Raw genomic sequence first — 25,516 nt, 5'->3', positions numbered from 1 at the left:
CGAACCGTTGTTGAGTGTCTCAGCGAACCCGGCGCAGGTAGCCGTCCGGTGCCACGGTGACCAGCAGCTTGTTCTGCAGCTGGTAGTCGATCTCGAAGCTGTCGTTGCCCTTGAGGTATTCCCAGACCGCGGTCTTGGGGTTGTCGCCATGGCCCCACGGGCGGTCGGGGAAGAAATCGGCCGGCATGTCTTCGACCACGGTGTCCATCACCACGCAGTAGCTGCCCACGGCCACCAGCGGCGCGTACAGCTCCAGCTCCTTGAGTACGTGGTCGTGGGTGTGGTTGGAATCGAGCACCAGGATGACCTTCTTGCCTTCGGCAAGCGCCCTGACCTGCGCGGCGATGCCGGCGTCGATGCTCGAACCTTCGATCATGCGCACGCGCTTGCTCATCGGGTGCGCCTCGATGGCCTCACGGTTGTGCGGGCGGATGTCGATGTCGATGCCCAGCACTTCGCCATGGCCCTGCAGTTCCAGCAAGGATGCGTAGTACAGGATCGAACCGCCGTGGGCGATGCCGCACTCGATGATCAGGTCCGGCTTGACCTGCCAGACGATCTCCTGCATGGCCATCATGTCCTGGGGCAGCTGGATGATCGGCCGGCCCATCCAGGAGAAGTGGTAGGTGTACTTGTGCGCAGCGGACTTGTTGAAGAAGTCACGGGATACTTGCTGCAGCGCCTGGTCTTCACCCTGGGCGGCGATTTGCGCGGTGCATTCGGCTTCGAAGGCCTTGATCGGCGAGTCGGTCATTGTGCGGTCTCGGTTGGCAGGTGTGTGAAATCAGCGCTGTCGACGGCGTGGTAGGTGAAGCGCCCAGCGGTCATGCGGCGGATTTCATCGAGGTAGTTGGAATTCATCACGAACAGGTGCGCACCGTCAGGCAAGGCGTCCAGCGCCTCCTGCGGCGAGCTCACCCGGGCGCCGCTGAGCGGCAGGTAACGGCCCTGCTTGGCCGGGTTGATGTCGATCACCCAGTCCACCGGCGCGCCGGCGCGTTGCAGGAACAGCGAATAGATCACGCCCTTGGACGACGCGCCCCAGATCGCCGAGCCGCGCCCGGCGTCGCGCTGGACGATGCCCACGGCGTGCTCCAGGCTGGCGCTGAAATCGGCCGGCAGGGTCAGGGTTGGCCCCGGTTCCAGCGTGGTACGCAGGCTGGCGAGGTCGGCGACGACGTACAGGTACTGGCCATCGAACAGGTGCCCGGCCTCGGCGACCGTGCCGAACAGGCGGCGCAGGTCGTCCAGGCGGAAGTAGTTGACGTGCTCGTAGAACAGGTCGAACCAGGCCTTGTGCTCGATGATCCAGTCCAGGCATGGCACCTCGATGTAGATCTGCCCGGCCCCGCCATTGGCGTCGGCGATGGCGGCCAGGAACGCGACCGGGTCCTGGATGTGCTCAAGCACATGGCGCAGCACGATGCCCTCGGCCCGGCGATCGAGCTCACGGGTGAACGGCGCCTTGACCACGCCCGGGTTGTCGCCCTCGTACGCCGGGTCGATGCCGGTGACGGCATAGCCACGCTCGCGCAGCAGCTCGAAGAACCAGCCTTTGCCGCAGCCCACCTCGATCAGGCTGCGCCCTTTGAAATGCCGGGCGATCACACCTTCGACGTCGTCCAGGTGGCGCTGGAAGCGCGCCGAGTGGCCCTGCTCGTTCTGGTAGTCGCTGTCATAGCTGAGCTGGTCGGCGTCGAAGGCGTCGTTGTAGACCAGGCCGGTGCGAGCATCCTGCACCAGGCGCATGTCGGCACTGGCCGAGGCGCGGGCCGACGCCGCATCGGCAAAGGTGCGGTTCTGCAACACCGGCAAGCCGGTGGCGCGGTACAACTCATGCTTCATCACAAGCTACTCCCAAGAGCGCCCGCAGCCGGCGGGCATCGCCCCAGAACGCCATGGGTTCGTGGGCCGGATAGGGGTAATGCCCCAGGTTCAACGCGATCTGCGCGCCGCGCTTGGCGATATGCGCTTCGACCAGGGTGCGTACGGCTATCGGCTGACCGCTGCAGCAATTGACCACGCCGCTGAAATCACGCTGATCGAGCAGCCCGGCCAGGTAACCCGCGGCCGTTTCGATGGGCAGGAAATCGCGCAGCTGTTCACCGCCCGACATGTCGAAACGCGGCAGGCCGGCGTCGATGGCGCCGTCCAGCGCCGCCAGCAGGCTGTTGCGGTTCTGGCCTTCGCCGAACAGGTAGAACAGCCGCACCCATTGCAAGGTAAACGGCTGCTGCCGGGCCAGGCTTTCGAGGAACAGGCGCAGGCTGTGCTTGGCCAGGCCATAGGGGTTGCCCGGCTGGCAGACCAGTGACTCGCCCAGCGCGCCGTCCTGCAGGCCGTATTCCAGGCAGGTGCCGGTGACCTGCACCTGGGCAACGCCCGCGTGCACCACACGCTGGATGAACCGGTAGTCGGCCATCAGGTTGTGCTCGAAGTGGAACAACCCCTGGTAATTCGGCAAGCCGGGCCAGGCCAGGTGCACCAGCGCATCGATACCTTCACACAGCGCAGCGACGTCCAGCTGCGGGTCATGGACATCGGCGCAGATGAACTCGACCTGATCGAACCACGGCAGCGCCTGGGCAGCTTCCACGTGGCGCGCAACGGCACGCACCTGATGGCCGCGCGCCAGAAGCGCACCGACCAGGTGCCGGCCAACAAAACCGCTGGCGCCGGTAACCAGCACGTTCATGCGGCTCACAGGACGGTCAGCTCCGGCACGGCGATGACGAAGCGCCCGCCCCATTCACGGACCTGCGCCTGCTGCTCGCTGACTTCCTTGAGCAGGTTCCAGGGCAACACCAGCACGTAGTCCGGTTGCTCGATGGCCAGCCGCTCGGGGGCCACCACTGGAATGCGGCTGCCCGGCAGAAACTTGCCTTGTTTGTGCGGGTTGGCGTCGGCCACCCAGGCCAGCAGGTCAGGCTTGACCCCGGCATAGTTGAACAACGTGTTGCCCTTGGCCGCCGCGCCGTAGCCGACCACACGCTTGCCTTCGGCCTTGGCCTGCAGCAGGAAGCGCAGCAGCTGGTGCTTGATGCGTTCGGCGGCCGGCGCCAGGGTGTTGTAGAACGCTGCCGTGGTCACCCCCACCCCCGCCTCGATGCCGAGCAGGTCATCGACACTGGCGCGTCGAACCTGCGGGCCGCCAGCGCGCTGTGCGAACACCCGCAGCGAGCCGCCATGGGTCGGCAGTTCGGTGACATCGAAGATTTCCAGGCCGTTGCGCAGGCACAGGGTGTTCACCGCCGTCAGCGACAGGTAGGAGTAATGCTCGTGGTACAGGGTATCGAACTGATGCTCGGCCATCAGGCAGAGCAAGTGCGGGAACTCGAACGTGGCGACACCATCGGCCTTGAGCAAGGTGGCGAAGCCGCGCAGGAAGTCGTTGATGTCCGGTACATGGGCCAGCACGTTGTTGGCCGCCATCAGGTCGGCCGACCAGCCCTCGGCCGCAAGCGCCTCGGCAGCCTGTTGGCCAAAGAACACCTCGCGGATTTCGAGCCCTTTTTCGCGCGCCGCCTGGGCGGTGCTGCGGGTGGGCTCCACGCCCAGGCAGGGGATACCGCGTTCGGCCACGTACTGCAGCAGGTAACCATCGTTGGCGGCGATCTCCACTACCCGGCTTTGCGGGGTCAGGCCGAAGCGCTCGACCATCTGCGCCACGTACTCGCGGGCATGGGCCAGCCAAGAGCTGGAGTAGGAGCTGAAATAGGCGTAGTCGGCATCGAACAGCGCATCGGCGCGGGTGTAGTCCTCGGTCTGCACCAACCAGCACTGCTCGCACACCGCGACCTTCAGCGGCACCCAGGCTTCAGCCGCGGCCAGTTGCTCGGCGCGCAGATAGGCGTTGGACGGCGGCGCGGTGCCAAGGTCGATCAGGGGCAGGCTCAGGCAGGTACCACAGCCACGGCAATTCATGGACAGACTCCGGTGAACGATGGGGCCAACCAGGGATGTTCGGCATCCCGGGCTGACAGATTCTTGACAGCCAGCGGCCAGGTGATGGCCAGCCTTGGATCGTGCACCGACAACCCGCCCTCGCGCCCCGGGGCATAGTCGGCGCTGTGCAGGTAGAGCAGTTCGGCCTCGTCGCTCAACACCTGAAAACCGTGGGCAAAGCCGGCCGGAATCAGCAGGCTGCGGCCGTCGCCGGCCCGCAGGTGCTCGGCGTGCCAGTGCAGAAAAGTCGGCGAGCCCTGGCGCAGGTCCACTGCCACATCCCAGACCTCACCGCTCAGGCAGGTGATCAGCTTGGCTTCCGGCGCATCACCGAGCTGGTAGTGCAGGCCGCGCACGCTGCCTTGGCCGACGGTATGCGAATGGTTGATCTGGCGCACATGGAACGGCGCCGCCAATGCCCCCAGGCTGGTTTCGCAGAACAGCCGGGCGAACTGGCCGCGGGCATCGCCGTGGCGCTTGTGCTGGACACTGAACAGGCCGTCGAGGGGCAAGGCATGCAGCAGCAGATCAGTCACGACAACTCCGCGTAGAGGTTCAGCTGGCCAAGGGTGAACGCGCGCATGTTGTCGCCGCGCTGCCAGGCCAGGTGCCAGTCCAGGGTGTGCTTGAGGCAATCGTGCAGCGACCAGCGCGTGCGCCAGCCCAGCAGCTGTCGCGCACGCGAGCTGTCCAGGCGCAGCAGGCCGGCTTCGTGCAGCTCGCTCGGCTCGACCTGCATGCCCGGCGCCGCCGGCCACTGGCGGGCGAGATGCGCCACCACCTCGCCGACGCTGCACATGTCCTGTTCACCGGGCCCGAAGTTCCAGGCACCCGCATAAGCCGGGCCTTGGCGATACAGGCGCTCGGCCAGTTGCAGGTAACCGGCCAGCGGCTCCAGGGCGTGCTGCCAGGGGCGCACGGCCTGCGGATAGCGCAGGGTCACAGGCGTACCCGCCGACCAGGCCTTGAGTACGTCCGGGATCAGCCGGTCGGCAGCAAAGTCGCCACCGCCCAGCACATTGCCGGCGCGTGCGGTCGCCATCGCCAGGCCGTGTTCGGCATGTTTGACTGCCGGGAAGAACGAAGCGGCATAGGATTGCGCCAGCAACTCGCAGCAGGCCTTGCTGCTGCTGTACGGGTCGTGCCCGCCAAGGGCTTCATTCTCGCGGTAGGGCCAGGGCCATTCCTGGTTGGCATAGACCTTGTCGGTGGTCACCAGCACGCAGGCGCGCACGCCACCGACCTGGCGTATGGCTTCCAGCAGGTTGAGGGTGCCCATGACATTGCTGGAGTAGGTGCCCAGCGGGTCGCGATAGGCCTCACGCACCAGCGGCTGCGCCGCCAGGTGCAGGACGATTTCAGGCTGCGCGTCGGCCACGGCTTCGAGCAGCGCGCCCAGGTCGCGCAGGTCACCGCGTACATCGGTGATCTCGCGGCCCACCTGGGCCAGCTCGAACAGGCTGGGTTCGGTTCCCGGGTCCAGGGCAAAGCCTGTGACCTGCGCCCCCAGTTCACGCAGCCAAAGGGCCAGCCAGCTGCCCTTGAAGCCGGTGTGGCCGGTCAGCAGGACACGCTTGCCCTGCCAGAATGCCGGGCTCAGTCCCACTGCTTCCATGGTGCCTCCCCGCTTAGCCAGAGCTGCTCCAGGTGGTTCTTGTCGCGCAGCGTGTCCATCGGGTGCCAGAAGCCGTCATGCTGGAAGGCATTGAGCTGCGCCGCTGCGGCCAGCCGGGCGAGCGGCTCGGACTCCCAGGACGTCTGATCGTCGTCGATGTAGTCGATCACCTTGGGCGACAGCACGAAGAAGCCGCCGTTGATCCAGCCGCCATCGCCACGGGGTTTCTCGACGAACCCGCGCACCTGCTCACCGTCGCGCTCCAGCGCGCCGTAGCGCCCTGGGGGCTGCACGGCGGTCACCGTGGCGAGCTTGCCATGGGCCATATGGAAATCCACCAGGGCGCCGATGTTCAGGTCCGAGACGCCGTCGCCATAGGTGAAGCAGAAGGCTTTTTCGCCCTCCAGGTAGCGTGCGGCACGGCGCAGGCGGCCACCGGTCATGGTCTCTTCACCGGTGTCGACCAGGGTGACGCGCCATGGCTCGCTGTAGTTCTGGTGCACGTCCATGCGGTTGGCGCGCATGTCGAAGGTGACGTCCGAGGTGTGCAGGAAGTAGTTGGCGAAGAAATCCTTGATCGCATAGCCCTTGTAGCCCAGGCAGATCACAAAGTCATGGATACCGTGGGCCGAGTACTGCTTCATGATGTGCCAGAGAATTGGCTTTCCACCAATCTCGATCATGGGCTTGGGCTTGAGATGGGACTCTTCGCTTATACGTGTGCCCAGTCCACCGGCCAGAATTACCGCCTTCATGTTGTCCCCTCTTGTTCGTCACCGGCCACCCATCGTGTGACTGCACGATTTATGGCGATATGACAGGGGGCTTGCAGGAAACGCGCCAGCTGGGGGTTTTTGTTGGGTGTGAGTTGTGTGGTGAGAAGTGTTTGGCGTGAGTTAGGTGGCGACTGGGAGATCGAGCGCCGCCCGCGCGGCGCATCGCGAGCAAGCTCGCTCCTACATTTGTTGCAACGTGGCCATGCCTGTGAGGCCATGGTTGTCAGCCTTGTTGGCATGACGGGATTTTGAGGTGGGCATTGATGCCGCTTCACAGACTTCAGCCATTCGCCAAGGCGGGCAACCATGGCCTTTCAGGTTCGGCACGTTGCAACAAATGTAGGAGCGAGCTTGCTCGCGATGCGCCGCGCGGGCGGCGCTCGATCGCACAGCCGTCACACAACCAAAGTCAGGCCCAATCAGCTCGGCATCCAGCCGCTATACCAATGCTGCACATGCTCTTCGCGCAGCACATAGTCACGTAGCACCTCCTGCTTCAAGCGGTCACCGAGGCGGTAGCTTTCATCCGGGTCGGCCAGATGCATGCGAATCGCATCCAGCCACTCCGCCGTCGAGTTGGTCTTGATTCGCGTGCACGGCAGGTAGCCCTCGTAGGCACGGGTGTCGGTGACGATCACCGGGTACCCGCACGCCCCATACTCCAGCAAGCGCAGGTTGCTCTTGCAGTCGTTGAAGATGTGATACTCCAGCGGCGCCAAGGCCAGGTCCAGGTTCAGGCTGGCGAGCTTGGCCGGGTATAGCTCCAGTGGCACCGGCGGATGGAACTCGCTGATGTAGGGCCGCAAGGCCGGCGGGCACATGCCGAAGAACACCCATTCGACCTCGTTCGCCAAGGTCTTGACCACATCGCTAATCACTTCCAGGTCGCCGGTGTGGCTGGTACCCCCTCCCCAACCCACCCGCGGTTTGCGCGAGGTCCGGCGCTGGCTGCGCAAGTGGGTCCAGAGCTCCTCGGCAAGCATGTTCGGCATCACCCGGATATCACTGTGGGCGTCATGCAAGGCATCAGCCAGGGCCTGGGTCGAGACCACAAGCCGATCACAACGCTCGATCCCCCGGCGCAGCGATTTTTCCAGATCTTTTGGCGTGTGCTTGAGATGGCCGTTCTTCTTCGGCACATCAATCACGTAATCGTCCAGTTCGTAGATGCAGAAGCCCTTGGAGAACGTCTTCAGCCGCTCGATCTCCTTGACGAAGCCTTCGGTATAACGCCCCTGCACAATCGCCACGTCCGGAGAGCAACGCTCCAGTTCGATGCTGGTGGGAATCTCGAAGTACTGTTGCTGGGTCACCCAGCCAGCCTTTTCCAGCTCCATCACCGGCTGGATCACCCGGTAATGGCCGACGGCGGTCTTGTTCATCGGCAAGGCCAGCACATGCGGCAACGGGCGGCTGACAAAGGGCGTCCAGGCGGCCTTGAGGCCAGGGTCCAGACAGAAGCTGGAGCCGTTGAGCGACAGATTCACGTTATAGGCCGGGTCACGCGCCACAACCGGCATCCAGGCTCGGAAGAAGGCATCATGCTGCTCCACCAGCCGTGCCTGACGCTCAGCCTCGCGCTGCGGATCGGGCGCTGGCGCTGCTGGAGGATCAAGGATCAGTCGCGCATCGGGCGCCCAGACCACGAGGTAACCTGCCTGCCCCAGGCGCAGCCCCAGGTCGACATCGCTGAAGGCAAGGCTGAAGACACTGTCGTTGAGACCGCCCAGTTCCAAGAACAGCTGCTTGCGTATCAGCAGGCAGTCAGCACCGACCACCGAGTAGTTCTGCGCCACCTGCAGACGCTGCATGTAGCCACCCGCCTCCATCGGCTCACCGACGAACGGGGAGCCCACCGCGCCACGCAGGCCCAGCACGCCACCAGCATGGACGACCAGGCCGTGGCCATTGCACAGCTTGGCGCCAACCGCGCCAACTTCATGGCGCTGACCATGGCTGAGCAAGGCGTCGAGCCAGTCCGGCTCGGTAGCCATGGTGAACGGGCTCAGCATCAGCAAGTATTCACCCCGGGCATGGTGCGCGGCCAGGTTCTGCACGGCAGCGAAGCTGCTTTCCTCGTTCAGCCTCAGCACCCGCAACTTGTCGCCGCCCAACTGCTCCAGGGCAGCCAGCCAGGCATGGGTATCCGCGCCCTGGCTGGCATTGTCGACGACGAGCACTTCGTAATGTGCGTAGGCAGTGTTCTGCAGCACGCTTTCCAGGCAGCGCTCCAGCGCCGGCAATTGATCCTGGGCGCTGAGCACCAGGCTTACCAGTGGCTGCGAGGCGTGCAAGTAGCGAATCTGATTGATCGCACCGCCGCTGTTGTGCAGACGATAGGCCACACCCAGACGCTTCAGGTGCGCCGCCAGTACCTGTGGATTTTCCTCGATCACTGCCGGTGAAGACAGCCAGGCGGCGTAACTGAACGCACTTTCACCCAGCACTTCCGGAATGTGCTCGATGGTCTGCGGGCCGCGGCTTTCAACCAGGCGCCAGAGCAGGTCGTGGGGCGCCAGTTCGCGGTAGCCGGCAGCAAAACCACCCAACGTGCGCAAAGCCTCGCAGGAAAACGCCAGCATGCGACCGGTATAGGGGTAGCCGCGCATCAGGTCGAGGTTGAAGTCCGGTTTGAACACCGGCTCCACCGACGCTTCGTTGCGCAGGCCGCCTTCATCGCCATAACAGCAGGCAATCTGTGGCCGTGACACGATCCGCTCGGCCAGCAGCATCAGGCTGAAGGCATTGAGCCGGTCGCCGGCACGCAGCAGGTAGACCCAATCCTCGGCGCCCCGCTGCGCGACCAGCGTGTTCAATTGCATGGCCCAGTCAGCCTGCAACGGCTGGCTGTCGACCCGGCTGCCCGGGTCAGCCGCAAGGCGCGCAGTGGAGAGCACCAGGGTTGCCTCGGCGCCATAGGCCTGGCCGGCGATGCTGTCCAGTGTCATTTGCAGGGCCAGGGCATCGCCTTCGCTGTCGATCACCACGGGGACGATGCGCGGGCGACGCGGCCAGTGCTCGCTCAGCCGCATCAGCCGCGCCAGCACCAGGGGGTCCTGGCGACAGGCCAGCCACTTGGCGTACAGCTCGGCGAAACTGTCGCTGTCGCTACCAACATGGGATTCCTGGATCGCCTGCAGGCAGCGCAGGGTGTGGACCAGGAACATGTTCTCCCAATTGCGCCGGGCGTCCCCCTCATTCCCCCGAAGGATCTGCACCCGCACCCAGCCGGAGAATGGCTCGCGCTCGGCGACGCGGGCCGCGAACATGTCGCGCAGGTGTTGTGCCTCGCCGACCGCTGCCGCCTTGACGTCGCTCTGGCGACGCAACTGGTCGGGATGAACCCGTTCCATGCAGTGCACGCCGGCCGTCACCCCAAGGTGCCCACGACGCAGCAGGCACACGAACAGCACGAAATCGAGCAGCGCCACAAAGCCTGGCGCCAGAGCCGGCAGCAACTCGCGCAGGTCGCTGGCGCGCAGCAGCACGCTACTGAGCCCGCCAATGAAGTTGAGCTGGCGGGTCTCGAAGAAATCCAGCAGGTCGTCGCCATTGAACACGGTGTCGCCAAAGGTGACCGGGCTGGTCTCAAGGCGCTGCGGCAGGATATGGTCCTCGGCATCCACCAGCTGGCGCCTGGCCGCGACCAGGCTGACATCGCCATGGGCTTCGAACAGCCGGACCTGGTTGGAAACGCAATCGGCCATCAGGCGATCATCGTCGCAGAGGAACTTGATGTACTGCCCCTGGCTCTGCTCAAGCCCCTGCTGCAGATTGCCGGCAAACCCCAGCGGTTGCGGGTTGCGCACGTAGACCAGCGGGTGGCGGGCAAGGCTGCGCAGCTCCTCGACCACCGCCTCGATCTGCGGGCCCCGACTGTCGTCGCAGACGATGACTTCAAGGTTGTCGTAATCCTGCGCCAGGGCACCGACCAGGGCGGCACGGAAGAACTCGGGGTTACAGGCGGGGATGACGAGGCTGACTAGGGGGGCTTGGCTCACGAGGAAATCTCTCGACAGGTGACTGCCCGCGGAGAATTCAGAACAGTCGCTACCAGGTTGAAACAACGCACCGCCCCCTCCCCCCGGTCAGGAGGAGGATGACGGCAACAGGCGCACTCACAATGCGTTGAACAGGCTCAGTTGGCTGATGCGCGCGAACGCTTGCTGGGAAGCTTCGAGCGTGGTCTTCTGCTGGGTAAGGCGGATCAGCACCTCGGCCGGGTCGGAATCACGGATCGACGACTGCGTGGTGCTGTTGGCAATGCTAAGGCTTTCGTTGGTGTTCTGCTGGATCTCCAGCGCCTTGCCTCGCGCACCGATATCGGTGACGGCGCGGCTGAGGGTGTCCTGACCGCTCTGAATGTTGGCAATGGCCGAATCCAGGTCGGCGCGCAGCTGCTGGTAGGCAGCATTGTCGCCATCGATCGGCTGACTCAGGGCCGTGCGCAGCTTGGCCACGCTGTCCAGCACGTTCTGGGTCTGGTGATTGTCGACATTGACCATGTACTGGTCACCGGACTGCTGCGGGGGGGTGGTGCTGAAGGTGAAGTCCACGCCCGCGGCCGAGGCGACGTTGCCAGCCATGGTGCCACTGGCCACCGGCCGGCTGTCGGCGGTCAGCGGCTGGGCGTACAGCTCGAAGTCGGTGGCGCTGGTGAACTTGATCACCGCCCCCCCGCTCGGGAACATGGCCTTGTACTTGCTCGGGTCGGTGACACTGATCGACGACACCTGGGCGCTCGACGGGTTGCCCGGGCTGCGAGTAGCAGTGATGGTGTCCGGCTTGCTCTGCAGGGTGAAGGTATGGCCAGCCACCACGGCGTCGGCGTTGTCGCCATCCTGCAGGTTGATGTTCAGGCGCAGGTCTACGCCACGGAAGCTGACCATCGAACCACCCGCAGTATTGGGGTCGAAGCTGCCACCCTGGGTAGCCTCGGCGGTGACGTCGTTGCCCAGGCTGTCGGTGATGCTGAACTTGGTGCTGCTGAGCATGGTGATGGTGTACGGCTGGCCACTTCTGAAGCGGTCGTTGTAGGTGACGCTGCCTGACACCTGGCCGTTGGACAGCTTCACCCGGCCATCATCCACCGGTGGAGCGGTCATGGTCGTGGACGTGCGGCTGGTGTTCAGGGCTTGCTCGAATACGCTGTAGCCGGAGCTGTTGCCGGCCATCTTGAGCATGTCACCGACCTGCAGTTCCTGCTGGGTCTGGTCGCCCTGGTAGGAATAAGTGCCATCGGCGTTGCGCACGAATGGCGCCGTGTCGGTCTTGGAGCCGGCGAACAGGTACTGGCCGTTCTCGTCACGGCTGTTCATCAGGCTCAGCAACTGGTCTTCCAGCTGGCCCAGCTCGGCCGCCTTGGCCTTGCGCTCGGTGTCGGTGTAGCCGGCGTTACCCGATTCGAGCGCCAGCTCGTTCACCCGCGTCAGGATCGTGTTGATCGAGTTGAGCGTGGTCTCGGTCTGGTTCAGCGAGTTGGTGATGTTGGTGGCGTTGGTCTTGTACTGCGCCAGCATGTCCGCCTGGTTGCCCAGCTGCAACAGGCGCGCTGCCCCTACCGGGTCGTCGGCAGCAGTGTTGACCCGTACGAAGGAACTGGCTTCCTCGTTGGTCTTGACCACGTTGGAATAGTTGCGCTGGTAGTTTGCCGCGCTGGAAGCATAGAACTGGGCCGTGGAAATACGCATGGGTCAGGACTCCTTAAAGCGCGGCGATCAGGGTGTTGAAGATTTCCTGCGCCGCCTTGATGATCTGCGACGACGCCGTGTAGTACTGCTGGTACTTGACCAGGTTGCCGGCTTCTTCATCCAGCTGCACACCGGACACCGAATCACGGGCACCGGTTGCCTGGGTCAGGATGACGCCGGTTGCCTGGGTGTCCATCTGGCCCTGCTTGGCCTGGGCCCCGACGTTTTCCACCAGCTTGCCGTAGGCATCGGTGATGCTGATGCCCTTGGTCGAACCAATGTCCATGGTCTGCTTGGTCTGCAGCTCCTGCAGGGACAGCGCGTTGCGGTTGTCCGAAGAACCGGCGCCGGTCAGCGACACGGTGAAGCTGTCGCCATCCTTGGGTGCACCGGCAACGTCCATCTCGAAGCTGAACGACTTCTGGTTGCCACTGGCGTCATTGATCGGGTTGCCCGCGGAGTCGATCATCGGCACATCGAACTTCAGGGTGTTGCTCTGCCCCGGGACGAAGGTGCCTGTGCCAATGCTGTTGCCCTTGGCATCGAAGGCTTCGTAGCTCTGCGGCGAGGTGGTTTCGTCACCGAACACCAGACGCACCGGCGTGGAATACTTGATGCCGGTCTGCAGGTCCTGGCGTTGAGCCGGGTCGGCGATATCCAGCACCGAGGTCAGCACGGGCTGGGTGATCACACCGGTACCGATATTGCCGCCACCCGAGGTAGCGGTCAGCGGCGCGGCCAGCGCCAGGCGCTTGGCGTCGGTGAGCACCACGCCGATCTCTGCCGAGGCATTGCGGGTCGGGGTGATCTTGAAACTGTCGCCCACCGCCGCAGTGCCGCTCTTGAGGTCGAGGCTGAAACCGTCGATGACCGGCGCCGGGTCGTCGTTGGTGCTGTAGGTGCCCATGTCGGTGCCGTCTGGCAGCTTCTTGACCTGGTACTTGTCAGTGCCAGGGCCGACGAAGGTCACCTGGTAGTCGCTGGTGCTCAGCTTGCCAGTGTCGCGGATGACCACGTTCAGCGCGGCGCTGCCGGTGTTGCCAACCTTCGGCGTGCTGCGTGCGGACATGGCGCTGGCGCTGTTGATATCGCCAAACAGCGCCGCACCGAACTCACCGTTCTTGTCGATGCCCTGACCGAGCTGCGAATTCAGCTGCTGCGACACCACCAGCGCGATACGCCCCAGCTCGTTCATCGCAGGTGCCAGCGTGTCGCTGCGGTAGCGCAGCAGACCGCCCATTTCGCCACCGCTGATGCTGCTGGTGACATCCATGGTGGTGCTGCCGCGGTCGAGCTTGACCGAGAACTGGGTCGGGTCGGTGGCGCTTGGCTCGGCGCTCATCTTGTTGGTGGTCTTGCCCAGCACCAGCGACTGGCCGTTCTTCAGGTAGACGTCAATACTGCCGTCACGCTCGACGGTCTGCACACCCACCAGCTCGTTGAGCTGGCGCACCGCCTCGTTACGCTGGTCGAGCAGGTCGTTGGGCTGGCCGCTGTTGGCCGAGACCTTGGAAATCTGATCGTTGTACTTCGCAATGCTGGAGGTCAGCTCGTTGATCCGCGAGGTCATCGAGCTGAGGTTGCCGTTGATGTTGCTGTTCTGCTCCTTGAACTGGGCAGACAGGCTGTTGAAGCGGCTGGCCAGGGCCTCGGCGTTGCTCAGCAACAGCTGACGGGAAGCGTCTTCGGTCGGCTTGTTGGCGGCGCTCTGCAGGGCGGAGAAGAAGTTGGTCAGCGCACCGGTGATACCGGTGTTGCTGTCGGACAGCAAGTTGTTGAGCGGCGTGACCTGGTTCAGGTAGGCGGTGCTGTCGCTGTTGAGCGAGGTGGCGGTCTGCAACTGGGCATCCAGGAAGGCGTTGTACACCCGGCGCACATCGCCCAGGGTGGTGCCGGTGCCCATGAACACCTGGCCTTCCTGAAGCGAACCCTTGGCTCGCTGGACGTTCTGCTGGCGGGAATAGCCGGCGACATCGGCGTTGGCGATGTTGTTGCCGGTGGTATGCAGCCCCGCCTGGGAGGCCGACAGTCCCGACATGCCAATATTGATCAGACTCGCCATGGTTCCATACCCTTAAAGTTTCGTTGTGGTACCGAGCATTGCGTAGCTCTCGTACGACTTCATCTGTCTTGCGATCTGCGAGATCTTGCTGGCGTAGTTCGGGTCGGTGGCGTACCCGGCCTTTTGCAGTTCTCGCACGAATTGTTCTGGGTTATCGGCCGACTTCACCGCATCTTGATAGCGCGAATTGCTCTGCAGCAGGCTTACCAGGTCGTGGAAACTGTCCTGGTACGAATCGTAGGAACGGAACGCCGCCGTCTCCTTGACGAACTGGCCGTCACGGAACTCGCTGGTGATCGCCCGCGCCGAATCGCCGTCCCAGTTACCGCTGGCCTTGATGCCGAACAGGTTGTGGCTGCTGCTGCCATCACTGTTGCGCATGACCGACTTGCCCCAGCCGGTTTCCAGGGCGGCCTGGGCCACCAGGTAACGCGGGTCGACACCAATGCGCTTGGCGGCCTGTTCGGCCATCGGCAGCATGGTGGCGACGAATTCGTCGCTGTCGGCAAAGGCCTTCTTCGGCGCCAGCGGCGGCTGCGCCACGGCGCGGCCGGTGATGCGCAGGCCGTTGTCCGGGATGGCGATGGCCTTGGCCACCTGCTGCCCGTCACGGGCCGGCACGGCGGCGGTATTGGTGGCCGCGGCCGGGCTGGTGGCCGAAGGCACGATACCGGCCAGCAAGCGGTCGGTGAGCTTGCCCGGCAGCGCCAGGCGCCGCGAGTTGAGCGCGGCAACGTCGTTGCGCGTGGCCGTGGCCTGGGTGGCCTGCACCGGGTCGGCCACCTTGTTGCCCCACAGCGTCGGCGCGTTGCCGTCGACACGCGGGAACGGGCTGGTGTTGACCGGGGTGCTCTTGTTCTTCGACAGCTGGCGCACCAGCACGTCCTGCAGGCCGATACCGCCCCCCTCGCGGGACATGCTCACGGCCAGCTGCTGGTCGTACATGTCGCGGTACTGCTTGACCGTCTCGCTGTTCATCGGGTTGTCGTCGGCCAGCACGTCGCTGGCCTTGCGCGAGGCCTTGAGCATCTCGCTGATGAACAGCGACTCGAACTCCTGGGCCACCTTGCGCACGTTGGCGTCGCTGTCGCGATCACCGTGCTTGAGCGAACTCAGGCGATTGAGGTCGGTGTAGGCACCGCTGTCGGCGTGGCTGGAGACCAGGCTTTTCGAATTCATCCGCGGCGTCCTCAGATCACGATCAGGTCGGCTTGCAAGGCGCCGGCCTGCTTCAGCGCTTCGAGGATGGCCATCAGGTCGCCGGGTGCCGCGCCCACCTGGTTCACTGCGCGGACGATCTCATCCAGTGTGGTCCCCGGGCCGAACTTGAACATCGGCTTGGCTTCCTGCTCGGCATTGACCCGCGAACGCGGAACCACCGCCGTCTGGCCATTGGAGAATGGCCCCGGCTGGCTGACGATCGGGTCTTCGGTGATGGTCACGGTCAGGCTGCCGTGGGTCACCGCCGCTGGCGAGACCTTGACGTTCTGGCCGATAACGATGGTGCCGGTACGCGAGTTGATGATGACCTTGGCCACGGCCTGGCCCGGGTCGATCTCGAGGTTCTCGAGGATCGACAGGTAATCGACCCGCTGGCTTGGGTCCATCGGCGCGGTGACCCGCACCGAGCCGCCGTCCACTGCTTGGGCCACGCCTGGGCCGAGCAGGTCGTTGACCTTGTCGACGATGCGCTTGGCGGTGGTGAAGTCCGGGCGGTTGAGGTTCAGGGTCAGGCTGTTGCCCTGGTTGAAGCCGCTCGGCACGGCGCGCTCGACCGAGGCACCGCCGGGAATACGGCCTGCCGACGGAACGTTGACGGTGATCTTGGAGCCGTCACGGCCTTCGGCATCGAAGCCACCGACCACCAGGTTGCCCTGGGCGATGGCGTAGACGTTGCCGTCGATACCCTTGAGCGGGGTCATCAGCAGGCTGCCGCCACGCAGGCTCTTGGAGTTGCCGATCGACGAAACGGTGATGTCCACCACCTGGCCCGGCTTGGCGAACGCCGGCAGGTCGGCATGTACCGACACCGCAGCGACGTTCTTCAACTGCACGTTGCCAGAGCCGGCCGGCACCTTGATGCCGAACTGCGACAGCATGTTGTTGAAGGTCTGCAGGGTGAACGGGGTCTGGGTGGTCTGGTCACCCGTACCGTTGAGCCCCACCACCAGGCCATAGCCGATCAACTGGTTGGAACGCACGCCGGAGATACTGGCAATGTCCTTCAGGCGCTCGGCGTGGGCACCGAACGCGCAGGACAGGAGCAGGGTCGCGGCAATCAGCTGCCTAAGGTTGAACATGTTCATCCGTACTCAGAAGGGCCAAAGCGGGCTCAGGAAGAAGCGGTCGAACCAACCTGGCTGGCTGGCATCGGCGAACGAGCCGGTGCCCGAATAGGTGATGCGCGCGTCGGCCACGCGGGTGGACGGCACGGTGTTGTCGGTAGCGATGTCGTCGGCACGGATCAAGCCGGCGATACGCACCAGCTCTTCACCGGTGTTCAGGGTCATCCACTTCTCGCCACGCACGGCGATGATGCCGTTGGGCAGCACCTCGGCCACAGTGACGGTGACCGAGCCGGTCAGGGTGTTGCCCTGGGTGGCCTTGCTGTCGCCCTTGGTGGTGCGGTCACCGCTGTAACCTGCTTCCAGCGAGAGGTCGCCACTGCCGAACGGGTTGTTGGTGTTCGGGTTGGAGCCGAACAGCGAGGTCAGGCCGATATCGGCCTTGCTGTTCTTCTGGATCTGCGAACCTGCGTTCTTGCTCGCCGAGGTGCGTTCGTTGAGGGTAATGGTGATGATGTCACCCACGCGGAACGCTTTGCGGTCGGTGTACAAGCCCTGCTCGAAACCGGCCTGGTAAATGGAACCGTTGTTGGCTGCCGCCGGCAGCGGGGTACGCGGCAAAACCGGCGCGTAATACGGGTCGTTCGGCTTGGGCGTCGGTGCGACGCAACCTGCCAACACAACCGCCCCCCCCAGGGCGAATACAGACAACAGACGTTTCATGACACTTACCTCACGGTGTAACGGGAGTAGAACCTGCACTAGGGCTATCAGAGCTGTTGAGTGACGAACGACAGCATCTGGTCGGCGGTGGAGATGACCTTGGAGTTCATCTCGTAGGCACGCTGGGTGGTGATCATGTTCACCAGCTCTTCCACGGTGCTGACGTTGGAGTTTTCCAGGGTCTGCTGCAGGGTGGTGCCGAAGCCGTTCAGGCCTGGGGTACCGACCTGTGGCGCGCCACTGGCAGCGGTTTCCAGGAACAGGTTGTCACCGATCGCCTGCAGGCCGGCCGGGTTGATGAAGTCGGCGGTCTGCAGGTTACCGATCACCTGTGCAGCCGGGTTGCCGGCGGTGGTGATCGACACGGTGCCGTCCTGGCCAACGGTGAAGGTCTGGGCGTCGTTCGGCACCACGATCGCCGGCTCCAGGGCAAAGCCTTGGGCAGTGACGATCTGGCCATCGGAGTTCAGGTGGAAGGTACCGTCACGGGTGTACGAGACGGTGCCGTCCGGCTGCAGCACCTGGAAGAAACCACGGCCGTTGACCGCCATGTCCAGCGGGTTTTCGGTGGTCTGCAGGCTGCCGGTCTGGAAGCTCTTCTGGGTGCCGACAATGCGCACACCGGTACCGACCTGCAGGCCCGACGGCAGCTCGCTGTCCTGGGTCGACTGCGCGCCTGGCTGACGCTTGATCTGGTACAGCAGGTCGGCGAACTCGGCACGATCACGCTTGAAGCCGGTGGTCGAGACGTTGGCCAGGTTGTTGGAAATGACGGTCAGGTTGGTGTCCTGGGCGGACAGGCCGGTTTTAGCGACCCAAAGAGCCGGAAGCATCAGTATTCTCCTCGTGCGCCTGTTTTACGGCACCCGTTCAAAGTTGGTTAGCCGATTTGCAAAACACGCGCCATGGCTTCATCGCCTTCCTTGGCCGCGTTCATCATTTTCACGTGCAGCTCGAACTGGCGAGACAGCGCCAGCACCGAAGTCATTTCTTCCACGGCGTTGACGTTGCTGCCTTCAAGGAAGCCCGACACCACCCGCACATTGACGTCGGCGGCAGCCGGCTGGCCGTTCTGGGTGTGGATCAGCCCGTCCAGGCCCTTGGTCATGCTCTTGATGTCCGGGTTGACCAGCTTGATGCGGTCGACCTCGGCCATCACCCTCGGGTCTTCGCCCATCGAGCGGATGCTGATGGTGCCGTCGGCACCGACTTCGACTTTCTGCTCTGGCGGAATGGCGATCGGGCCACCGTTGCCGATCACCGGCATGCCGTTGCCGGCACGCAGCACGCCGAGGGCGTCGATGTTCAGGCTGCCGGTGCGCACGTAGGCTTCGCTGCCATCGGGCGCCTGCACGGCGATGAAGCCCTTGCCGCTGACGGCCACGTCCAGGTCACGCCCGGTCTCGACCATCGGCCCTTCGCTGAAGTCGGTGGCCGGGCGTTCGGTCATGGCAAATGCCCGTGACGGAAAGCTGTCACCGAACACCGGCATCGAGCGCGCCTGTTCCAGGTCGCGCTGGAAGCCATTGGTGGAAACGTTCGCCAGGTTGTTGGCGTGGGCCTTCTGCGCCAGCGCGTTCTGGCTGGCGCCGGTCATGGCCACGTAAAGCATCTTGTCCACAGTCATCCTCCGCTGCACTGACGATCGTTTGCCGCTCGCCGTTGCTGTGCAGGCTCTAAAGCAAGTTCCGAACCAACTTTTTCAATTCATGAAAAAGCCCGTGAATACGGGCTTTTTCGGGGTTTTGCCATTGAGGTGCCGCCGGTTATCCGGCGCTGGCTTGCCGATCGCGGCAATCCTGTACCGGCCATCAAGGTTCGCGGCAACCGCCATTGCTGAACGGACCGGCAAACTTTCTCCAGCCCTCCCCCGGCGACCACTGCGAGCACACCAGCCGGCCATCCGCCTGGCTTTCCCAGCGCCACCAGGGCGCAGTGCCGGCCTGGGCCTGGTACAGGCACAAAGCGGCAAGCAATGTGATGACCAGCCTTTTCATGATCCCTCCTGCAGATACGACAGACCCCTTCACTGCAAAGGGGCCTGTCCACGCACGCTCAGCCAGCGACCATCAGGTCATCTGGATGATGGTCTGCATGATGGTGCTTTCGGTGGAGATGGTCTTGGCGTTGGCCTGGTAGTTGCTCTGCGCCTTGATCAGCTCGACCAGCTCCTGGGTCAGGTTGACGTTCGAAGCCTCCAGCGAGTTGGACTCGACGCTGCCCAGGGTGCCGGTTTTCGGCGAGTCGATACCCGGAATGCCCGACGAATAGGTCTCGGTCCAGCGCGTGCCACCGACCTGCTGCAACCCTTGCTCGTTGGCAAAGCTGGCCAGCGCCACCTGACCGATAGCGCGGGACTGCTGGTTGCTGAAGCTGGCGAACATCACGCCGGTGGAGTCGATCGACAGGCTCGACAGAATACCGGTGGCGTAGCCGTCCTGGGACTGCGACATGCGCGCAGTCTCGGTGTTGTACGAGCTGGTGCTGTTCATCGACAGGCGCATGCCGGCGGTGTTTTCCGCCGAACCGTTGGAGGCCCAGTTGCCCGATGCATCCTTGGCGGCCGGGATCCAGCCCTTGAGGGTGAAGGTGTTGTTGGTCACATCCCACTGGGCACCTGCCGGGGCACCTACCGGGATGCTGGCCGGGTCGGTGGCCATGGACGCCACGCTACCGTCGGAGTTGAACGTCATGGACGCTTCCAGCGGCGCAGTGGAAGTCGGATCCATCGGGTTGCGACCATCGATCAGGGTATACATGGTCCACTGGTTCGTACCGGTCTTGCGGTAGAACTGCTCCATGGTGTGCTCGTTGCCCTGGCTGTCGTACACCTTGGTCGGGAAGGACTTGGTGTAGGTGGTGTCATCCGCCGGGTCAAAGGTCGGGCCGGCAGGCGTGGCGCTTGGCAGCGGGATGATGGTCGCTTCGGAGTTCAGGTTGATGCCCTGGTCGATCAGGGTGGTGGCCTTCGGCGCGAGCGACGAGGTATCGATCTTCAGGTCGGTCAACACGCCGCGCTTGATGTTGCCGTTTTCGTCGGCGGCATAGCCCTGCAGACGCAGGCCGTCCGAGGTGACCACGTAGTTGTCCTTGCTGTTCTGGAAGGCGCCGGCACGGGTATACACGCGCGCGCCGTTGTCAGACAGCACGAAGAAGCCCTGGCCCTGGATGCCCATGTCCAGCACGTTGCCGGTGTTGTTGACGTCACCCTGACTGAACTGCTGGGAGATCGCCGCCAGGCGCACACCGTTGCCGACCTGGTTCTTGCCCACGCCCAGACGGTTGGCACCGGCGTACACGTCGGCGAATTCGGCGCGCGAGGACTTGAAGCCCGTGGTATTGACGTTGGCAATGTTGTTGCCGGTAACGTCCAGCTGTTTGTTGGCTGCGTACAGACCGCTAAGGCCGATATTGAAAGACATGCTGTTGCTCCTTTTTGCCGTTCTGTCGGCCTTAGATACCGATGGTTTGTACGTCGGACAGCGAAACCTTGCCCACACCCGCCAGGTTCAGCACCATCTCGCCGGTGGTGTTGAAGCTGACACTGGTGACCTTGGCTGGCAGCAAGGTATTCATCTGCACCGCCTTGCCGTCCACCGTGCTGGTGGCAGTGAAGGTGTAGGTACCCGGGTCGACTTTCTCGCCCTTGTTATTGGTGCCATCCCAGATGAAGTCGCCGTAACCGGCCGCCTGCTCGCCCAACTCGATGGTCTTGACGGTGTTGCCATCCTTGTCGGTGATGGTGATCTTCGCTTCGCTGATGGCCTGAGGCACGACGAACTGCGCGTTGAAGCTGCTGGTGGTATCGACCACAGCCTTGTCGTTCTGCACGATCACTGAGCGACCGACCAGCGAAGACGCCTGCAGCGCTTGCGACGAAGCCATGGCGCTGGTGATCGAACTGACCGATTCGTTCAGCGACGTGATGCCTTCGAGGCTGCTGAACTGCGCCAGCTGGGCAACGAATTCGCTGTTGTCCTGCGGATCCAGCGGGTTCTGGTTCTGCATCTGGGTGACCAGCAACTGCAGGAACGCATCCTTGCCGAGGGCCTGGCCACCGGTCGCGGAGCTGGTCGTGGAGGCTTTCTTGGTGCTGGAGCTGACACCTGACGCCGCGATGACGTCGTTGAGGTTCACACCGCTGGTGCTATCGACTGCCATGGTCTGGATTCCTTATCACTGACCCAGGGTCAGTACTTTCTGCATCATGTTCTTGGCGGTGTTCATCAGCTCGGCGTTGGTCTGGAACGCACGGCTGGCGGAGATCATGTCAGCCATCTCCTCGACCACATTGACGTTCGGGTAATAGACGTAGCCGTCCTTGTTCGCCGCCGGGTGATTGGGCTCGTAGCGCGCTTCCAGGTTGCTCTGGTCTTCGACGATGCCCTTGACCTGCACGCCCTGCCCTGCTTCGCCCTGATCCTCGAACAGCGACTGGCTGACGCCGCTTTGCGCGTTCTGGAAGGTGGTGGCGAACACCGGGTGGCGCGCACGGTAGGTCTGGTCGATGCTCGACGACACGGTTTCGGCGTTGGCGATGTTCGAGGCGACGGTGTTGAGGCGGGTGTTCTGCGCGCTCATGCCGCTGCCGGCAATGTTGAAAACACTGGAAAGGGACATGAATTACTCTCCGCGCAGGGCCGAAACCAGCCCTTTGAATTTACTGTTGAGCAAGGTGAAGCTGGCCTGGAAACCGATGGCGTTTTCCGTGTAGTTCGATTGCTCGATCTGGGCGTCCACGGTGTTCTGGTCGATCGACGGCTGGGTCGGCACGCGGTATTGCACGGTGTCGTCAGCCATCGCCAGGCCTTCGGCCTCGATGTGCCGGCTGTTGGTGCGGTCCATGGCGAAGCGGCCGCTTTGCTGCTTCTGGCTCTCGGCGGCGAGCACCGAAGAGAAGTCCATGTCACGCGCCTTGTAGTTGGGCGTGTCGGCGTTGGCGATGTTGTTGGCCAGCACTTCGGCGCGCTGGGCGCGGAAGCCCAGTGCCTTTTCGTGAATGCCAAGCGCCTTGTCGAAACTGATGCTCATGTCGGGGAAACCTTCGAAGGTTGGCCGGAATTTCGTTGAGCAAGGTATAGCAAGGGCTGTGCCACTTCCCCGAAAGCCCGAAAACACTGGGCTGCGACGCTGGTGGCTGATGGCGAGATGCCAGAAAAGCGGCAAAGTGCTTCCGCCTGGCGAAGCGAAAGCGGCAATTGCCGGGTGGCAAAAGCGGCAAAACAAAAAATTGACGTCAGCAAACAGAAAGGCCGGCAACTTGCGCTGCCGGCCTCTCGGGTCATTTGGCCTGGTAGATAATCCCCGGGCTGCACTGGACCATCTGGTAATGGTCCGGCAACCCGTTCAGCGCTTCCGAAGCGCCGAGGAACAGGTAGCCCCCGGGCTTCAGGGTGCTGTGAATACGCATCAGGATGTCCTTCTTCACCTGCGCCGAGAAGTAGATCAGCACATTGCGGCAGAACACGATGTCGAACTTGCCCAGGCTCGCATAGCTGTCGAGCAGGTTGAACGAGCGGAACTCGACGCGGCTGCGGATTGCCGGCTTGACCGCCCAGCGCCCCGGCGCCTTGGGGTCGAAGTAGCGCTGCAGGCGCTCCTGGGACAGGCCACGGGCAATCGCCAGGCTGTCGTACTCACCGGTCTTGCAATTGGTCAGCATCGAGCCGGACAGGTCGGTGGCAACGATCTGCGCACCCATCTTCAGCTGGCCCAGGTTGCTGCGCTCGAATTCGTCGATGGCCATCGAGATCGAATACGGTTCCTGACCCGACGAGCAGGCCGCCGACCACATGCGCAGGCGCTGCCCGGGGTTGTTCCTGATGAACTCGGGAATGACCTTGTTCTTCAGCACTTCAAACGGGTAGGTATCGCGAAACCACAGGGTCTCGTTGGTGGTCATCGCATCCACCACCAGCTCGCGCAGGCCGCCCCGCGGCTGGGTCTGGATGCGCTGCACCAGCTCACCCAGGCTCTTGATGCCCTGCTGCTCCATCAGCTTGTTGAGACGGCTGGAAACCAGGTACTGCTTATTCTCGCCCAGCAGGATGCCACAGGCTTTTTCCAGGAAGACCCTGAACTGTTCGAACTCCAAATTACCCGTAGACACTACTGCCGCCTCTTTTAAATCACTGGTGCCGGGAGCATGCCCCCGGGCTGCTTCAATGCGTTGCCTTGATCCGGTCGACCACGCGCTGGGCCAGATCGTCCGGTTTGAACTTGGCCAGGAAATCATCTGCCCCGACCTTCTTGACCATCGCCTGGTTGAATACCCCGGACAACGAAGTATGCAGGCAGATGTGCAATTTTTGCATACGCGGGTCGCTGCGGATCTCTGCGGTAAGCGTATAGCCGTCCATTTCCGGCATTTCAATGTCGGAGATCATCATCAGGAACTCTTCTTCCGGCTTCTTGCCCTCGTCAACCAGCTTGCGCAGGTAGTCCAGGGCCTGACGACCATCGTTGAGCGCCACCACGTCCACCCCCACCGTCTGCAGGCAACGGCTGACCTGCTTGCGCGCCACTGACGAATCGTCGACGGTCAGCACCCGCAGCAGCGTGGCCTTGTCCTGCACTTCGGCATCGACCACGCCGGCAGACACCGTTTCGGACGACGGCGCCACTTCGGCCAGCACCTTCTCCACGTCGATGATCTCGACCATGCGGTTGTCGACCCGGGTAACGGCGGTCAGGTAATGGTCGCGCCCCGTACCCTTGGGTGGCGGATGAATCTCTTCCCAGTTCATGTTGACGATGCGCTCCACCGAGTGCACCAGAAAACCCTGGGTCTTGGTGTTGTACTCGGTGATGATCACGAAGCTGTTGCGCGTGTCTTCCTGCAACCCCGGCAGGCCGGTCGCCATCGACAGGTCAAGAATCGGGATGGTCGCCCCGCGAATGTTGGCCACGCCTCGCACCACCGGGTGCGACTTGGGCAGCACGGTCAGCTCCGGGCACTGCAGCACTTCGCGAACCTTGAACACGTTGATGCCGTAAAGCTGCGCCCCGTTGAGACGGAACAGCAGCAATTCCAGGCGATTCTGCCCAACCAGCTGTGTGCGCTGGTTGACTGAATCCATTACCCCCGCCATGCCTGACTCCTTATGCTTTCTGCCTTTTTGGTGCTACGTGGTCACCAAGTCGGCACGGGCTTTGCTTTTTTGAGCGCCATGTACACGAAAACGACAAATTTCCGACGACTGACACACCTGCTGAGCGGCACGCTCGCCGTGCTGTGCCTGCTGGCACCCGGCGTTCGCACGCTGGCGGACGCGGTTACCTTGCCTGAACAGCTTATCGGTGTCACCCAAGGGTTTCTTGAATTCAGTGTCGAGGACTACCTGGCCACCACCCAGACCCCCGGGCGCTACGAAATCCAGGTCAACCCGCTCGACCCGCGCCTGCGCATGCCGCTGTGCAGCCAGGCGCTGGACGCCTCGCTGGAAAGCCCGGCACAACCGCTGGGCCGGGTGACGGTACGGGTACGCTGCGACGGCAGCGCGCCGTGGACCATCTTCGTGCCGGCGACGGTAAAGCTGTTTCGCGACGTGGTGGTGGTGACCCGCCCGCTCAAGCGCGAAAACGTCGTTGGCGAAGGCGACGTGGCCCTGCGCGAGCGTGATGTTGGCACGCTGCCCCAGGGGTTTCTCACCGACCTCGACCAGGCGGTAGGCATGAAGATGCTGCGCCCGACGGTGCTCGACCAGGTCCTCACGCCGCAGCATCTGGAGCAAGCTGAAGTGGTGCGCAAGGGCGACCATGTGGTGATCACCGCGCGCAGCGGCCCCTTGAGCGTGCGCATGCCTGGCGAAGCCTTGGCCAAGGGTGGCCAGGGCGAACAGATCCGTGTGCGCAACCTCAATTCGCAGCGGGTAGTGAAAGCCCGGGTGACCGGCCCCGGTCAGGTCGAGGTGGCCATGTAGATTGCGCTGGCGGTGAGGAACCGCTTTTCCTAAACTGTGTCAGAACACGGGTTCGCGAGCTTGCTGACAGGCAGCGATGCATTTACGCCTAAAGTTTCTTTCGGGTTGGCCGAAAACAAGGCAAGCGTCCAAATACCCAGAGGTTTCTGATCATGGTCATCGACTTCAGTCGTTTGAATAACTCTCCGTCCATCACGGGCGGCGTTCGTGGCAACGCCACGTCCGGCAACGCCGAGAAAACCGGCGAAACCCAAGAAGCGCCAAAAAGCGCCAGCGCCAGCACCAGCGGAGAAACGGTACACCTCAGCCAAGAGGCTCAGCAGTTGCAACAGGTCAGCGACAAGCTGCGCGACCAGCCCGTCGTCAACAGTGCCCGCGTGGCGCAGTTGAAGCAGGCGATCGCCGACGGCAGCTACCAGGTCGATGCCGGCCGCGTCGCCAGCAAACTGCTCGATTTCGAAGCCCAGCGCTGACCGTTCGGCGCGCTGACTTCACGGA

Annotated in this window: 24 protein-coding genes; 2 read left to right on the top strand and 22 right to left on the bottom strand. The window is 63.5% G+C overall.

Annotation, left to right across the window (positions count from 1 at the left end):
- Positions 1 to 19: 19 nt before the first annotated feature.
- The 22 genes from ABE528_RS04170 to ABE528_RS04065 form a co-directional block, all read right to left on the bottom strand.
- Entirely contained in the window at positions 20 to 754 is a 735-nt protein-coding gene (locus ABE528_RS04170) for a cephalosporin hydroxylase family protein (RefSeq protein WP_152958825.1), read from the bottom strand.
- On the bottom strand, positions 751 to 1,845 hold the full coding sequence (locus ABE528_RS04165) for a class I SAM-dependent methyltransferase (protein WP_346652295.1): 1,095 nt from the start codon (positions 1,843 to 1,845) through the stop codon (positions 751 to 753). The genes ABE528_RS04170 and ABE528_RS04165 overlap by 4 nt, the downstream gene beginning before the upstream one ends.
- Complete coding sequence (locus tag ABE528_RS04160; protein ID WP_152958949.1) at positions 1,835 to 2,695, bottom strand: NAD(P)-dependent oxidoreductase; 861 nt, start codon at positions 2,693 to 2,695, stop codon at positions 1,835 to 1,837. Before ABE528_RS04160 ends, ABE528_RS04165 begins: the two co-directional genes overlap by 11 nt.
- Before the next feature lie 5 nt (positions 2,696 to 2,700).
- Complete coding sequence (locus tag ABE528_RS04155) at positions 2,701 to 3,924, bottom strand: class I SAM-dependent methyltransferase (RefSeq protein WP_152958823.1); 1,224 nt, start codon at positions 3,922 to 3,924, stop codon at positions 2,701 to 2,703.
- The gene (rfbC, locus tag ABE528_RS04150) at positions 3,921 to 4,481 is read right to left on the bottom strand and encodes a dTDP-4-dehydrorhamnose 3,5-epimerase (RefSeq protein ID WP_346652294.1); all 561 of its coding nucleotides are present in this window, start codon (positions 4,479 to 4,481) and stop codon (positions 3,921 to 3,923) included. Before rfbC ends, ABE528_RS04155 begins: the two co-directional genes overlap by 4 nt.
- A complete protein-coding gene (gene rfbG / locus ABE528_RS04145; RefSeq protein ID WP_346652293.1) occupies positions 4,478 to 5,560 on the bottom strand; it encodes a CDP-glucose 4,6-dehydratase in 1,083 nt (360 codons plus the stop codon). Before rfbG ends, rfbC begins: the two co-directional genes overlap by 4 nt.
- Positions 5,542 to 6,315 carry a glucose-1-phosphate cytidylyltransferase gene (gene rfbF / locus ABE528_RS04140; RefSeq protein WP_346652292.1) on the bottom strand — a complete coding sequence of 258 codons (774 nt, stop codon included), beginning with the start codon at positions 6,313 to 6,315 and terminating at the stop codon, positions 5,542 to 5,544. The genes rfbG and rfbF overlap by 19 nt, the downstream gene beginning before the upstream one ends.
- A gap of 440 nt (positions 6,316 to 6,755) precedes the next feature.
- Complete coding sequence (locus ABE528_RS04135; RefSeq protein ID WP_346652291.1) at positions 6,756 to 10,337, bottom strand: glycosyltransferase; 3,582 nt, start codon at positions 10,335 to 10,337, stop codon at positions 6,756 to 6,758.
- 117 nt (positions 10,338 to 10,454) lie between these two features.
- Entirely contained in the window at positions 10,455 to 12,026 is a 1,572-nt protein-coding gene (locus ABE528_RS04130; protein ID WP_152958820.1) for a flagellar hook-associated protein 3, read from the bottom strand.
- 13 nt (positions 12,027 to 12,039) lie between these two features.
- Positions 12,040 to 14,088: a flagellar hook-associated protein FlgK gene (flgK, locus tag ABE528_RS04125; RefSeq protein ID WP_152958819.1), complete on the bottom strand. Its 2,049-nt coding sequence runs from the start codon at positions 14,086 to 14,088 to the stop codon at positions 12,040 to 12,042.
- 12 nt (positions 14,089 to 14,100) lie between these two features.
- Positions 14,101 to 15,267 carry a flagellar assembly peptidoglycan hydrolase FlgJ gene (flgJ, locus tag ABE528_RS04120; protein ID WP_152958818.1) on the bottom strand — a complete coding sequence of 389 codons (1,167 nt, stop codon included), beginning with the start codon at positions 15,265 to 15,267 and terminating at the stop codon, positions 14,101 to 14,103.
- A gap of 11 nt (positions 15,268 to 15,278) precedes the next feature.
- Positions 15,279 to 16,388 carry a flagellar basal body P-ring protein FlgI gene (locus ABE528_RS04115; RefSeq protein ID WP_110636808.1) on the bottom strand — a complete coding sequence of 370 codons (1,110 nt, stop codon included), beginning with the start codon at positions 16,386 to 16,388 and terminating at the stop codon, positions 15,279 to 15,281.
- A 12-nt stretch (positions 16,389 to 16,400) separates the two neighbouring features.
- Entirely contained in the window at positions 16,401 to 17,096 is a 696-nt protein-coding gene (gene flgH, locus ABE528_RS04110) for a flagellar basal body L-ring protein FlgH (protein WP_152958817.1), read from the bottom strand.
- A 47-nt stretch (positions 17,097 to 17,143) separates the two neighbouring features.
- The gene (gene flgG, locus ABE528_RS04105) at positions 17,144 to 17,929 is read right to left on the bottom strand and encodes a flagellar basal-body rod protein FlgG (protein WP_079229153.1); all 786 of its coding nucleotides are present in this window, start codon (positions 17,927 to 17,929) and stop codon (positions 17,144 to 17,146) included.
- A 47-nt stretch (positions 17,930 to 17,976) separates the two neighbouring features.
- Complete coding sequence (gene flgF / locus ABE528_RS04100) at positions 17,977 to 18,717, bottom strand: flagellar basal-body rod protein FlgF (RefSeq protein WP_346652290.1); 741 nt, start codon at positions 18,715 to 18,717, stop codon at positions 17,977 to 17,979.
- A 190-nt stretch (positions 18,718 to 18,907) separates the two neighbouring features.
- Positions 18,908 to 19,093: a hypothetical protein gene (locus ABE528_RS04095; protein WP_152958815.1), complete on the bottom strand. Its 186-nt coding sequence runs from the start codon at positions 19,091 to 19,093 to the stop codon at positions 18,908 to 18,910.
- Positions 19,094 to 19,165: 72 nt separating this feature from the next.
- Positions 19,166 to 20,518 (bottom strand): flagellar hook protein FlgE, encoded by a 1,353-nt coding sequence (gene flgE / locus ABE528_RS04090; RefSeq protein WP_152958814.1) that lies wholly within the window; start codon positions 20,516 to 20,518, stop codon positions 19,166 to 19,168.
- 31 nt (positions 20,519 to 20,549) lie between these two features.
- Entirely contained in the window at positions 20,550 to 21,257 is a 708-nt protein-coding gene (gene flgD / locus ABE528_RS04085) for a flagellar hook assembly protein FlgD (protein ID WP_152958813.1), read from the bottom strand.
- Positions 21,258 to 21,272: 15 nt separating this feature from the next.
- The gene (gene flgC, locus ABE528_RS04080; protein ID WP_027921143.1) at positions 21,273 to 21,716 is read right to left on the bottom strand and encodes a flagellar basal body rod protein FlgC; all 444 of its coding nucleotides are present in this window, start codon (positions 21,714 to 21,716) and stop codon (positions 21,273 to 21,275) included.
- 3 nt (positions 21,717 to 21,719) lie between these two features.
- Positions 21,720 to 22,127, bottom strand: coding sequence for a flagellar basal body rod protein FlgB (gene flgB / locus ABE528_RS04075; RefSeq protein ID WP_079229156.1), 408 nt, complete (start codon positions 22,125 to 22,127; stop codon positions 21,720 to 21,722).
- Between the two features lie 250 nt (positions 22,128 to 22,377).
- The gene (gene cheR / locus ABE528_RS04070; protein ID WP_346652289.1) at positions 22,378 to 23,205 is read right to left on the bottom strand and encodes a protein-glutamate O-methyltransferase CheR; all 828 of its coding nucleotides are present in this window, start codon (positions 23,203 to 23,205) and stop codon (positions 22,378 to 22,380) included.
- 52 nt (positions 23,206 to 23,257) lie between these two features.
- Positions 23,258 to 24,187 (bottom strand): chemotaxis protein CheV, encoded by a 930-nt coding sequence (locus tag ABE528_RS04065; protein WP_152958812.1) that lies wholly within the window; start codon positions 24,185 to 24,187, stop codon positions 23,258 to 23,260.
- Between the two features lie 78 nt (positions 24,188 to 24,265).
- On the opposite strand from ABE528_RS04065, the gene flgA reads away from it, so the two are divergent.
- Both flgA and flgM read left to right on the top strand, forming a co-directional pair.
- On the top strand, positions 24,266 to 25,018 hold the full coding sequence (flgA, locus tag ABE528_RS04060) for a flagellar basal body P-ring formation chaperone FlgA (RefSeq protein WP_152958811.1): 753 nt from the start codon (positions 24,266 to 24,268) through the stop codon (positions 25,016 to 25,018).
- Between the two features lie 152 nt (positions 25,019 to 25,170).
- Positions 25,171 to 25,491 (top strand): flagellar biosynthesis anti-sigma factor FlgM, encoded by a 321-nt coding sequence (gene flgM, locus ABE528_RS04055; protein ID WP_152958810.1) that lies wholly within the window; start codon positions 25,171 to 25,173, stop codon positions 25,489 to 25,491.
- Positions 25,492 to 25,516 lie beyond the last annotated feature (25 nt).

The sequence above is a fragment of the Pseudomonas sp. TWI628 genome (assembly GCF_039673865.1).
In the GTDB taxonomy this organism is placed as follows: domain Bacteria; phylum Pseudomonadota; class Gammaproteobacteria; order Pseudomonadales; family Pseudomonadaceae; genus Aquipseudomonas.
The sequence above is the reverse complement of the archived record's forward strand: the minus strand, read 5'-3'. Positions and strand labels throughout refer to the sequence as shown.